This is a genomic window from Cedecea sp. AS113, assembly GCF_037152415.1.
GTDB lineage: Bacteria > Pseudomonadota > Gammaproteobacteria > Enterobacterales > Enterobacteriaceae > Cedecea.
In genome coordinates, this window is record NZ_JBBCMI010000015.1 from 99,274 (window position 1) to 111,748 (window position 12,475).

The window sequence follows — 12,475 nt, forward strand, 5'->3', positions numbered from 1 at the left end:
GCGGGGAGGGAGTAGACTGCATGCTGTTGTGACCTGGTATTTTCGCCCTCGCCCCCCTGGGGAGAGGGTCGGGGTGAGGGATGTCCTCAACTGGAAACCCCCGCCAAATTTCCTTATCATTGGCGCTTCCCCTCTGAGCCACGCGAGTGACCCGTGCACGAAATTTTTACTATGCTGCTGGCGGTGTTCGATCGCGCGGCGCTGATGCTTATTTGCCTTTTCTTCCTGATTCGAATTCGTCTGTTCCGCGAATTGCTGCACAAAAGCGCCCATACGCCTAAAGAGCTGCTGGCGGTCACCGCTATTTTCTCAATGTTTGCGTTGTTCAGTACCTGGTCAGGCGTGCCGGTTGAAGGCTCGCTGGTCAACGTGCGTATTATCGCGGTGATGTCCGGTGGGATCCTGTTTGGCCCCTGGGTGGGGATTATTACCGGGCTTATCGCCGGGACACACCGCTACCTGATTGATATCGGCGGCATCACCGCTATCCCCTGCTTTATCACCAGCATCCTGGCCGGGATAATGTCCGGCTGGATCAACCGCAAAGTGCCGAAAGAGAAGCACTGGCGAGTCGGTATCATCGGCGGCATGCTCTGTGAAACGATGACCATGATTCTGGTGGTGCTCTGGGCGCCAAGCACCGCGCTGGGCCTTGATATCGTGTCCAAAATCGGCGTGCCGATGATCCTCGGCTCGGTGTCAATCGGCTTTATTATCCTGCTGGTGCAAAGCGTCGAGGGCGAGAAAGAGGCCAGCGCCGCCCGCCAGGCCAAGCTGGCGCTGGATATCGCCAACAAAACGCTGCCGCTGTTCCGCAAGGTTAACAGCGAGTCGCTACGCCAGGTTTGCCAGATTATTCGCCACGATATCGATGCGGATGCGGTGGCCATTACCGATACCGAAAAAGTGCTGGCCTACGTCGGGCTGGGGGAAAATAACTATCACGAGAACGACCAGGCTTTCAGCCCGCGCACCCGTCAGGCACTGAAAGAGGGGCGCATCATCATTCGCAACGATGACGAAGCCTGGCGAACGCCGGAAATTCACTCCTTAATCATCATCCCGCTGTGGGAAAAAGGCGTGGTGACCGGCACCCTGAAAATCTATTACCGCCATGCCCACCAGATCACCTCCACGCTGCAGGAAATGGCGGTTGGCCTGTCGCAGATTATTTCTACCCAGCTTGAGGTTTCCCGCGCGGAGCAGCTGCGCGAAATGGCCAACAAAGCCGAACTCCGGGCGCTGCAAAGCAAGATAAACCCGCATTTCCTGTTCAATGCGCTGAATGCGATATCCTCCTCAATCCGTATGAACCCGGATACTGCCCGCCAGCTTATCGTCAACCTGTCACGCTACCTGCGCTATAACATCGAGCTGAACGACGACGAGCAGATTGATATCCGCCAGGAGCTGTATCAAATCAAGGATTACATTGCCATTGAGCAGGCGCGCTTTGGCGACAAGCTGACGGTGATTTATAACATTGATGAAGAGGTCAACTGCCGCATTCCCAGCCTGCTTATCCAGCCTCTGGTGGAAAATGCCATTGTGCACGGCATTCAGCCCTGCAAAGGTAAGGGTGTGGTGACGATAAGCATTGAAGAGAGCGGCAACCGGGTGCGCATTGCCGTGCGCGATACCGGCCACGGGATCGATCCTAAAGTGGTCGAGCGCGTGGAGAATAACGAAATGCCGGGGAATAAAATTGGCCTGCTGAACGTGCATCACCGAGTGCAGTTGCTCTACGGCGAAGGGCTGATCATCCGCCGCCTGGAGCCGGGGACCGAAATCGCCTTTTACGTGCCGCGCTATGTCCCCACCGCCGCGCCGCGCCCACTGGAAGGGAGAGAAGCATGAAGGTCATTATCGTAGAGGATGAGTTTCTGGCGCAGCAGGAGCTGAGCTGGCTCATCAAAAACCACAGCGACATGGAGATTGCCGCCTCTTTCGACGATGGTATGGATGTGCTGAAGTATTTGCAGCATCATGAAGTGGACGCCATTTTCCTCGACATCAATATTCCGTCGCTGGACGGCGTGCTGCTGGCGCAGAACATCAGCAAATTTGCCCACAGGCCGTTCATCGTGTTTATTACCGCCTGGAAAGAGCATGCGGTGGAAGCTTTTGAGCTGGAAGCGTTTGACTACATTCTGAAGCCGTATCAGGAGTCACGCATTATTGGCATGCTGCAAAAACTCGAGGTGGCTTATCAGCAGCAAACCTCTCAGCCTGCCACCAGCCATGAAAACCGCGACGCCACGACGATTAACCTGATCAAAGACGAGCGAATTATCGTCACCGACATCAACGATATTTACTACGCGGAAGCTCACGAGAAGATGACCTTCGTCTATACGCGCCGTGAGTCTTACGTCATGCCGATGAACATCACCGAATTCTGCAGCCGCCTGCCGGAGAGCCATTTCTTCCGCTGCCACCGCTCTTATGTGGTGAACCTGAGCAAAATCCGTGAAATAGAGCCGTGGTTTAACAATACCTATATTCTTCGCCTGCGAGATCTCGATTTTCAGGTGCCGGTGAGCCGCAGTAAGGTGAAAGAGTTCCGGCAGCTAATGCGCCTGTAGAGAAGGGAAACTGGCGGGCGCAATCGCAGTGCGCCCGCGCGGTATTACAGGACGTGACCCAGCGTCTGACGCAGGTGTGCCCCGGCGCCCAGCAGCCCAGGCTGATCGTGCACGATGAGATAAACGGGAATATCCTTCACGAACGCTTTGAAGCGGCCTTTGTCTTCAAACCCGCCGCGGAAGCCCGAAGCCTTAAAGAACTCCAGGAAGCGCGGCACGATACCGCCGGCGATATACACGCCGCCAAACGTACTCATGTTCAGCGCCAGGTTGCCGCCGAAACGCCCCAGGATCACGCAGAACAGCGACAGCGCGCGGCGGCAGTCGGTGCAGGTATCGTCCACGGCTTTTTCGGTGACGTCCTTCGGCTGGTAGTTTTCCGGCTCACGGCCATCGGCCTTAACGATGGCGCGGTAGAGATTCAGCAGGCCTGGCCCGGAGAGAATGCGCTCGTTGGAGACGTGCCCAAGTTCATTGCGCAGCTGCTCCAGGATAATGCCCTCTTCTTCGCTGTTCGCCGCGAAATCTGAGTGGCCGCCTTCGCCCGGCAGGCTGATCCAGCGTTTGTCGACGTGCACCAGGTGAGAAACGCCCAGCCCGGTGCCCGCACCGTACACCACCACCGGTTTGCCTGCCACAGGCTCGCCACCGCCGAACTGAATCAGATGCTCTTTTTTCAGCGCCGGGATGGCCATGGAAACGCCGGTAAAGTCGTTGATAATTTCCAGATGATCGAAGCCCAGGTTTTGCTTCATTTCGGCGGTGGAAAATGCCCAGGTGTGGTTGGTCATTTCCACCCAGTCCCCGTTTATCGGGCAGGCAATCGCCACACAGCCTGACTGCACGCTGATGTTATGTTCTTTGAGGTAGTGCTGAATCACCGCTTCCAGGCTTGGAAAATCAAGGCCGGAGTAAGTCTTTGCCTGTGAAATATTACCCGTGTTCAAATCGCATAGCGCCAGACGTGCATTGGTGCCGCCGACATCTCCCACCAAAGCATATTTTGTCATTCTCAAACAGCTCCGCTAAAGTCAGAATAAGTTCTGGCAACACTGTAAAATTAGCCAGCCGAAACAACAACGACCATCATCCAGGTGCGGCGCGATTGTTGAACCAGGTCACATTCTGGCTTTACCGTTTCAGCTCTATTTGCAATGCGGCTTAAGACTTTCCGTTTTTGCGCCGTGCGACTTCCTATTGTAAGGATTGACTATGCTCCATCCGCGAGCCAGAACCATGCTGGTACTTTCCATTCCGGCTCTGATTATCGGCGTCTTATCCAGCCTGGTATTAATTGTCGTTATGAAGGTTGCCGCTGCGCTGCAGGAATATCTGTGGGCCACGCTGCCAGCGGCGCGCGGGTACGATCCCCAGTCCCCATTTTGGATACTGCTTATTTTGACCCTGACCGGCGTCGCGGTTGGGCTGGTTATCCGCTATTTGCCTGGCCACGGTGGGCCCGATCCCGCGACCGAACCGCTTATCGGGGCGCCCGTGCCAACGATGGCTATTCCGGGCCTGGTGATGGCGCTGGTGATTGGCCTTGCAGGTGGCGTGAGCCTGGGGCCGGAGCACCCGATTATGGCGGTGAATATTGCGCTCGCGGTGGCGCTTGGCGCCCGCGTTTTGCCGAAGGTCAGCCCGCTTGACTGGACTATTCTCGCCGCGGCGGGCACCGTCGGCGCTTTATTCGGCACGCCGGTGGCCGCGGCGCTGATCTTTTCGCAAACCCTGGGCGGAAATAATGAAGTCCCGCTGTGGGACAGACTGTTCGCGCCATTGATGGCCGCATCCGCCGGGGCGCTGACCACCAGCATTTTCTTTCAGCCGCACTTTGCACTGCCGGTTGCCAGCTACCCCGAAATGCACATTGAAGACCTGTTCAGCGGGGCGGTTGTCGCGGCTATCGCCATTGCGATGGGCATGGTGGGCGTCTGGTGTCTGCCAAGGCTGCACCGCCTGATGCACCAGCTCAAACATCCGGTGCTTATACTCGGTGCAGGCGGTTTTTTGCTAGGCCTGCTGGGGGTAATCGGCGGTGAGGTGACAATGTTTAAAGGCCTGGATGAGATGCAGCAGTTGGCTATCGCCGATTTCTCCGTGTCATCGCTGCTGCTGTTTGCCGTGGTGAAGCTGGCCGCGCTGATTATCGCTGCCGCCAGCGGTTTCCGGGGTGGTCGTATTTTCCCGGCGGTGTTTGTGGGCGTGGCGTTAGGCATGATGCTGCACCAGCACGTTGAGGCGGTCCCTGCCGCGATTACCCTCTCCTGCGCCGTCCTTGGCATGGTGCTGGTGGTCACGCGCGACGGTTGGCTGAGCCTGTTTATGGCGATGGCCGTGGTACCGGACGTCAAACTCTTGCCCTTGCTGTGCATCGTGATGTTGCCCGCCTGGCTCCTGCTGGCGGGTAAACCGTTGATGATGGCCGGGCGGCCAAACCGCTAATTAATGTTCCATTTCCGAGTTGCGTTTACCCAGCGAGGTGGTGACCGCTCTGAGCAGCTCGGGAATGTCCTGCTTAGGCAGCACCACTTCCACCAGCGCCAGCCTCTCCGGGCTGGCCAGCTTTTCCAGCACGGCAGCAAGCTGTGATGTTTCCGTGACACGCCAGCATTCGGCCAGGCTATCCACGTTCATTGCCTGCGGCAGGCGGGTCCAGTCCCACGCGGCAATGTCGTTGTAGCGCTGTTCCGGGCCATGGATCGCGCGCTCAACCGTGTAGCCATCGTTATTCAGCACCATGACCACCGGCTTCTGGCCGTCACGCTGCATGCTACCCAGTTCCTGAATAGTCAGCTGGGCGGAGCCGTCGCCTATCAGCAAAAGCACACGCCTGCTCGGCCATGCGGTTTGTGCGCCAAATGCCGCAGGCAGCGTAAAACCAATCGATCCCCACAGCGGCTGGACGATAAAGGTCACACCTGCGGGCAGCGTTAAGGCCGCGGTACCAAAGGCCGCCGTGCCCTGGTCGGCCAGAATGATATCGCCAGGCTGTAAGGCGTCCTGCAGGGTTTGCCAGAAAGCGTGCTGGTCCAGCCGGTCGCTGTCGCAAACGGGAAGCTGCGGTGGCCTTTGCGTGGCCTCCGGCCAGGACGCAGCCTGTTGAGCACACAGCGGCTGCAAAATGGCGATGGCCTGCGCCATCGGGATCCCGCTAAACCAGCGCTCGCCTACCCGCACCGCCTCCGGCTGAACCTCAATTGTCTGCTGCTGACTTAGCTTCTGGCTGAAACCGGCGGTGATGGTATCGGTAAACTTCACACCCACGCAGATAACCAGCTCCGCGCTCTCAATCCCCTGCTTCACCTGCGGCAGGCTGGCCGCCCCGCTGTAGGTGCCCAGAAAACCAGGCTGGCTTTCATCGAACAACCCTTTCCCCATCAGCAGTGAAGCGTGAGGGATGGGCGTGCTCGCCATCCACTGCTGGAGCGTTTTTTGCTGCCCATAACGCAGGGCCAGAAAATCGGCCAGCAGCGCTACGCTTCGGCTTTCGGCAATTTTTGCCTGCGCACAATGACGAAATGCTTCCAGCGTTGCCGGTTCAGCCACCGTTTCAGAAGCCATTAGTCGTTTTGAAGGCCGCGTTGCTGGCGCCTCCGCCACATCGCTCGGCAATAACAGGTAACCGGGGCGCTGCTGCTTGAGCGCTTCAAGAATTACGCGATCAATTTCGCTGCAGGCATTGGCGGGGGTGAGCGAAGCCTGTGCCACGGAAACTTCTTCGGCAATACGCAGGAAATGGCGGAAATCCCCGTCGCCTAATGTGTGATGAAGCAGTTCACCGCGCTGCTGGGCGCGGCTATTGGGCGCGCCAACAATATGAATGACAGGAAGATGTTCGGCATAGCTGCCCGCTACGCCATTCAGCGCGCTCAGTTCGCCCACGCCAAACGTGGTCAGCAGCGCCGCCGCGCCTTTGCAGCGGGCATACCCGTCGGCGGCGTAAGCCGCATTCAGCTCGTTAGCGCAGCCCACCCAGGCAAGCCTCGGATGCGCAATCACGTGATCCAGGAAAACAAGGTTGTAGTCACCGGGGACGCCGAAGAGGTGCTCGATCCCGCCTTCGTTAAGCCGGTCAACAAGATAGTCTGCCACACAGTAGCGCATAGGATTTTCCTTCTATGAGGGCTTGCTGTGAGTATTAAGTAACCGGGATCGGTGTCGAGAATATATCCGATTTAAGGGGTGGCACGTGGAATTTACAGTGAAATACGGCGTATTCTGGGCTGTGAAAACGTATACACTGATTTCTCTGTTACCTGTAAGGATGACAATAATGACCTGGCAGCCCAACCCTGAACGCTATTCGTCTATGGAGTACCGTCGCTGCGGCCGCAGCGGCCTGAAACTGCCCGCCATCTCCCTTGGCCTTTGGCATAATTTTGGTGATGAAACGCTGCTGGAAACCAGCCGCCAGCTGCTGAGAAAGGCTTTCGATCTGGGCATTACCCATTTTGACCTTGCCAATAATTACGGGCCACCGCCTGGGTCAGCTGAAGCCAACTTTGGGCGCATTTTGCGGGAAGATTTTCAGGCCTGGCGCGACGAGCTGATTATCTCCACCAAAGCGGGTTACACCATGTGGGACGGGCCTTATGGCGACTGGGGTTCACGCAAATATCTGATTTCAAGTCTCGACCAGAGTCTGAAGCGCACGGGGCTGGAGTATGTCGATATCTTTTATCACCACCGCCCGGATCCTGACACGCCGCTGGAGGAGACCATGCGCGCCCTCGACCATGTGGTGCGCCAGGGCAAAGCGCTGTATGTCGGGATCTCAAACTACCCGGCCGATCGGGCGGAGAAAGCTATTGATATCCTGAACGATCTCGGTACGCCTTGCCTGATCCACCAGCCGCGTTATTCCCTGTTTGAGCGCTGGGTTGAAGGTGGCCTGCTGGATCTGCTGCAGGAAAAAGGCGTAGGCAGCATCGCTTTTTCCCCGCTTGCCGGGGGCCAGCTAACCGACCGCTATCTGAGCGGCATCCCTGCGGATTCACGCGCTGCCAGCGGCAGCCGTTTCCTGAACCCCGATCAGATTACGGCAGAGAAGCTGGCAAAAGTACGGCAGCTCAACGCGCTGGCGGAGAAACGCGGGCAAAAGCTGTCGCAGATGGCGCTGGCCTGGGTACTCCGCGATGAAAAAGTGACTTCGGTGCTTATTGGCGCGAGTAAAACCAGCCAGATAGAGGACGCCGTGGGCATGCTAAGCCAGCGCCATTTCAGCGAACAGGAACGAGCAGAAATCGAGGCGATCTTAGTGTAAACGTTTAACTTTCCCTCCGGGTTCACGCCAGTGACTTGTGCAATAAGTGCTATGGCCGATGATTTAGGAATTGTGTAATTCATCAGCCCGGTTGTCGGTTTGTAAGATTGTGTTAACAAGCCGCAACACGGCTCTGAGAACCAGGGAGAGAAAGTATGTTCAGGTCACTAATGCTTGCCCTTGCCTTACTGGCCGCGGCGCCGATGGTCGCAAACGCGGGTGAAATCACCCTGCTGCCGTCGGTGAAATTACAGATTGGCGATCAAGATTATCGCGGTAATTACTGGGACGGCGGCAGATGGCGCGACCGTGATTATTGGCACCGCAATTATGAATGGCGCGATCGCGGCTGGCATCGCCACCGTGGCTGGGATCGAGGCTGGGACCGCGGACGGAATAGCTATGAACGCGGCTATCGCGAAGGCTGGAACGACCGCGACGACCATCGCGGCAGAGGTCACGGACACCGTCATTAAATAAAAAAGGGCTGGATAATCCAGCCCTTCGCACTTTCTTTGGCAAGATTAGTTGCCAAACAGCGTACTAAAAATTAACCACAGGTTGAGCGCCACCACCACCGCGACTATCGCCCAGCCAACCAGCTTAACCCAGCGCACGTTAACCAAATCACCCATCAGCTTTTTGTCGCTGGTAAACACCAGCAGCGGCACCAGCGCCAGCGCAATCCCGAAGCTCAACAGCACCTGGCTCATGACCAGAATACGCGTTGGGTCGAGCCCCATCATGATGACCACGAAGGACGGCGCCATGGTTATCGCCCGGCGAACCCACAGCGGAATATAAAAACGGACAAACCCCTGCATCACCACCTGCCCGGCAAGCGTGCCCACCACCGTGGATGACAAACCGGCCGCCACCAGGCTAAGCCCGAAAATCGTGGCTGCGGCATGGCTCAACAGCGGTTCCAGCGTTTTATAGGCATCTTCCAGCTCGGCAACGCCGGTATGCCCGGTGAAGTGAAACGCCGCTGCGGCGGTGGCCATCATCGCCAGGTTGACGAAGCCGGCAATCGTCATCGCTATCGCCACGTCCCATTTAGTGGCGGAATAGCGCTCTGCCCGGTCGCCCGCATGCAGGTGCTGAGTCAGAGAAGAGTGCAGGTAAATCACGTGCGGCATGATTGTCGCGCCCAGAACGCCAGCAGCAAGGTAGACCGCCTCGGACGTCGGCAGACTTGGAATCAGCATCCCTTTGCCCAGATCAGCTACCTTCGGCTGGGAAAAAATAAGCTCAACGATGTAGGCAGCCGCCACAAACAGCAGCAGCCCGCCGATAACTTTTTCCAGCGGCTTTTGCCCGCGGCTTTGCAGCATCAAAATCAGGAAAGTGGCTATCCCTGTCAGCACCGCTCCCTGGAGCAAAGAGACGCCCAGAATCAGCTTGAAGCCAATGGCCGCCCCGATAAACTCCGCGAGGTCCGTCGCCATGGCAATAATTTCCGCCTGAACCCAGTAAATCCACACCAGCGGGCGCGGGTAATGATCGCGGATTTGCTCGGCGAGGTTCTTGCCGGTAGCGATCCCCAGCTTGGCGGAGAGTACCTGAATCAGCGCCGCCATCAGGTTTGCCCACACCACCACCCACAGCAGTTGATAGCCATAACTCGCCCCGGCCTGGATATTGGTCGCGAAGTTACCGGGGTCGATGTAGCCGATAGCGGCGATAAACGCTGGCCCCATCAACGCCAGCCGCAGCTTACGCGCGGTACGTCCGGTATTGCTGTCAATGCGACTGCTTGTCATCTTCTGCCTCTGAGATATAGCCTTTGCTATGTTTTATGCTATCAAAATGAGAATGGTTATCAAGTTCATTTAGTGCGGGGAAATTGATTTCTCTGATAGCTGAAAACGATGTGCAGGAGGCGTGAGATAGTGAATCTGGATGCCGGTTAACGGATTAACATTTGGCCAACGTGTAAACTGTCGATGAGCCATCTTAACGTAACTTTTAGCTTCTTTACTTAACATAGCAGAAATGTATGGTGGATCACTATTTTTGCGTTCCGTCACAGCTCATCACTATAGTGTGGAATTGATCTCGTTTTCTTATTGCTTGTTACATAGAATGTGCAACGAAATTAAACCTGCCTCATATTTGGAGCAAATATGTCCCGCGTTTTGCACTTTGTTTTAGCGCTTGCTGTGGTCGCGCTGCTGGCTTTGCTGGTTAGCCCTAACCGCAAGCAAATTCGTATTCGCTTTGTCATTCAGCTGTTGGTGATCGAAGTGTTACTGGCCTGGTTCTTCCTGACCTCCGACGTCGGCCTGGGCTTCGTAAAAGGTTTCTCCGAAATGTTCGAGAAACTGCTCGGTTTCGCTAACGAAGGGACAAACTTTGTCTTCGGCAAAATGAACGATGAAGGCCTGGCTTTCTTCTTCCTGAAGGTGCTGTGCCCTATCGTGTTCATTTCTGCGCTGATCGGTATTCTGCAGCATATTCGCATTCTGCCGATTGTTATCCGCGCTATCGGTACCGTGCTTTCTAAAGTCAACGGTATGGGTAAGCTGGAATCCTTTAACGCCGTAAGCTCGCTGATTCTGGGACAGTCAGAAAACTTCATCGCCTATAAGGATATTCTCGGCAAGATGTCGCGCAACCGCATGTACACCATGGCGGCGACCGCTATGTCTACCGTGTCCATGTCAATCGTAGGTGCGTACATGACGATGCTGCAGCCAAAATACGTGGTTGCCGCGCTGGTACTGAACATGTTCAGTACCTTTATCGTGTTATCGCTGATCAACCCGTACCGCGTGGATGAGAAAGAAGAAAATCTGCAGATGACTAACCTGCATGAAGGTCAAAGCTTCTTCGAAATGCTCGGCGAGTACATTCTGGCAGGTTTCAAAGTGGCGATTATCGTTGCCGCCATGCTGATCGGCTTCATCGCCCTGATTTCTGGCCTGAACGCGCTGTTCGCTGCCGTGCTGGGTATCTCCTTCCAGGGCATTCTGGGCTATATCTTCTACCCGGTTGCCTGGGTGATGGGCGTGCCGTCCGCAGAAGCGCTGCAGGTCGGCAGTATCATGGCGACTAAACTGGTGTCTAACGAATTCGTTGCGATGATGGATCTGCAGAAGATTGCCGGCAGCCTGTCGCCGCGCGCGGAAGGCATCCTGTCCGTGTTCCTGGTCTCCTTCGCTAACTTCTCTTCTATCGGTATTATCGCCGGGGCCATTAAAGGCCTGAACGAAGAGCAAGGCAACGTGGTTTCCCGCTTCGGCCTGAAGCTGGTTTACGGCTCTACGCTGGTGAGTATCCTGTCGGCATCTATCGCCGCGCTGGTTATCTAATTTTTGCGTATTAAAAAGCCGGTGCTGGTCACCGGCTTTTTTTATGCCTGCGATTCAGCCTCGCCGCCCCAACACACTCTGTTTCTCCCCTGCTGTTTCGCCCTATACAGGCGAATATCCGCCTGACTCTGGATGTGTTCCAGGTCACCGTCTGGGGCTTCTTCATGGGAAGCCACGCCCAGCGAGGCCGTCACCAGCAGTTCAGACTCGTCCTCCAGCCTGAGCGGCGTGTTCACCAGCATTTTGCGCACCCGCTGCGCCACGGCAATCGCCGCATGCAGATCGGTATTAGGCAGGTAGACACAAAACTCTTCGCCGCCGATACGCCCGACAATGTCCTGGCTGCGGATCGCCTGCTGGATGCAGCGCGTGGCGTGAATAAGCACCCGGTCGCCAACCTGATGCCCGAAGCGGTCATTCACTTTTTTGAAATGATCGAGATCCAGCTGAATCAGAGAGTAATCCACATACTGCGGGCTGATACGCCCGGTTGTTTCAAAGAAGCCACGGCGATTTAGAACGCCGGTCAGATCATCGTGCAGCGCATGCCGGTGCATTTCCTGCTGCAAATGGCCCATGTTGCGAATCAGCCGGCAAATCATGCGGTGTGAACCAAACAGAATAAGAATCACCGTCAGCCACATCACTACCAGCAGCACGCTAAAACGCCCAAAGTCCTCGTGTAGCCCCTGCCGGATGGTCTGGACGCTGACAAGGATTGCCCCCGTCCCCGTGACATGGCCGAAAGTGGCATAAGCATAGCCAAAACGTAAGGTGCCCCGGGATTCATCGACCAACTTTTCAAGAATTGCCTGTCGCTGCTTCTCGCTGAGGCGATAGCCATTCTGCGAGCCAACGGGGCGAGTCAGCGGGTTCATCTGCTCATCAAAAAGCAGATAGGCGCTTTGCGTGTCCTCCGGCAAAGCGCTGGAGAGAAACAGCCGAAGCGTTTCGGTGGTGACCGCGATACCAAACAGCCCAATCCACCGATCGTCAAAGTCCACCGGAAGAGAGCCATTAATCAGCGTTTTGCCGGAATCTGCGATATTTTGCCGGGTCCAGAACGGATCGCGGCGCGGGTTCAACAGCGGAGAGCCAAGCACAAACGATCCCTGCATCGCCAGAGGGTTAGCACTTTCGATAAGCAGTTTGTTCACATCGGGGGAGAGCGACGCAATAAATGCCCCGGAGCGCGACATGGGTGATGCTGCCAACTTACTGATTTAGTGTATGATGGTGTTTTTGAGGTGCTCCAGTGGCTTCCATTTCTATCAGCTGTCCTTCCTGCTCCGCTACTGAAGGCGTGGTGC

At 56.3% G+C, this 12,475-nt stretch carries 10 protein-coding genes; 6 read left to right on the forward strand and 4 right to left on the reverse strand.

All coding sequences use genetic code 11. The annotated features are described in order from the left end of the window. Positions 1–153: 153 nt before the first annotated feature. Positions 154–1,857 (forward strand): sensor histidine kinase, encoded by a 1,704-nt coding sequence (locus WFN87_RS17385; RefSeq protein WP_336983447.1) that lies wholly within the window; start codon positions 154–156, stop codon positions 1,855–1,857. Beyond that, positions 1,854–2,585 (forward strand): LytR/AlgR family response regulator transcription factor, encoded by a 732-nt coding sequence (locus tag WFN87_RS17390; protein ID WP_336983448.1) that lies wholly within the window; start codon positions 1,854–1,856, stop codon positions 2,583–2,585. The genes WFN87_RS17385 and WFN87_RS17390 overlap by 4 nt, the downstream gene beginning before the upstream one ends. Positions 2,586–2,629: 44 nt before the next feature. Here the strand turns inward: WFN87_RS17390 and glk are convergent, their stop codons facing one another. Beyond that, the gene (glk, locus tag WFN87_RS17395; RefSeq protein ID WP_336983449.1) at positions 2,630–3,595 is read right to left on the reverse strand and encodes a glucokinase; all 966 of its coding nucleotides are present in this window, start codon (positions 3,593–3,595) and stop codon (positions 2,630–2,632) included. Between the two features lie 202 nt (positions 3,596–3,797). Here glk and WFN87_RS17400 point away from each other — a divergent pair, with 202 nt between their 5' ends. Next, complete coding sequence (locus WFN87_RS17400; RefSeq protein WP_166990767.1) at positions 3,798–5,030, forward strand: ion channel protein; 1,233 nt, start codon at positions 3,798–3,800, stop codon at positions 5,028–5,030. On the opposite strand, the gene WFN87_RS17405 is transcribed toward WFN87_RS17400, so the two are convergent. Then, positions 5,031–6,692: an alpha-keto acid decarboxylase family protein gene (locus tag WFN87_RS17405; protein WP_336983450.1), complete on the reverse strand. Its 1,662-nt coding sequence runs from the start codon at positions 6,690–6,692 to the stop codon at positions 5,031–5,033. It lies immediately after the preceding gene. A 169-nt stretch (positions 6,693–6,861) separates the two neighbouring features. Between WFN87_RS17405 and mgrA the strand changes: the two genes are divergently transcribed. Both mgrA and WFN87_RS17415 read left to right on the forward strand, forming a co-directional pair. Further along, the gene (gene mgrA / locus WFN87_RS17410; protein WP_336819313.1) at positions 6,862–7,851 is read left to right on the forward strand and encodes an L-glyceraldehyde 3-phosphate reductase; all 990 of its coding nucleotides are present in this window, start codon (positions 6,862–6,864) and stop codon (positions 7,849–7,851) included. Positions 7,852–8,006: 155 nt separating this feature from the next. Continuing rightward, complete coding sequence (locus WFN87_RS17415; protein WP_008459618.1) at positions 8,007–8,327, forward strand: DUF2502 domain-containing protein; 321 nt, start codon at positions 8,007–8,009, stop codon at positions 8,325–8,327. Between the two features lie 48 nt (positions 8,328–8,375). Here the strand turns inward: WFN87_RS17415 and WFN87_RS17420 are convergent, their stop codons facing one another. Beyond that, positions 8,376–9,632 carry an Nramp family divalent metal transporter gene (locus WFN87_RS17420; protein WP_336983453.1) on the reverse strand — a complete coding sequence of 419 codons (1,257 nt, stop codon included), beginning with the start codon at positions 9,630–9,632 and terminating at the stop codon, positions 8,376–8,378. 345 nt (positions 9,633–9,977) lie between these two features. Between WFN87_RS17420 and WFN87_RS17425 the strand changes: the two genes are divergently transcribed. Beyond that, complete coding sequence (locus WFN87_RS17425; protein ID WP_008459614.1) at positions 9,978–11,165, forward strand: NupC/NupG family nucleoside CNT transporter; 1,188 nt, start codon at positions 9,978–9,980, stop codon at positions 11,163–11,165. Positions 11,166–11,206: 41 nt separating this feature from the next. Here WFN87_RS17425 and WFN87_RS17430 read toward each other — a convergent pair whose 3' ends face one another. Continuing rightward, positions 11,207–12,364 (reverse strand): diguanylate cyclase, encoded by a 1,158-nt coding sequence (locus WFN87_RS17430; RefSeq protein WP_336983451.1) that lies wholly within the window; start codon positions 12,362–12,364, stop codon positions 11,207–11,209. Between the last annotated feature and the right edge of the window lie 111 nt (positions 12,365–12,475).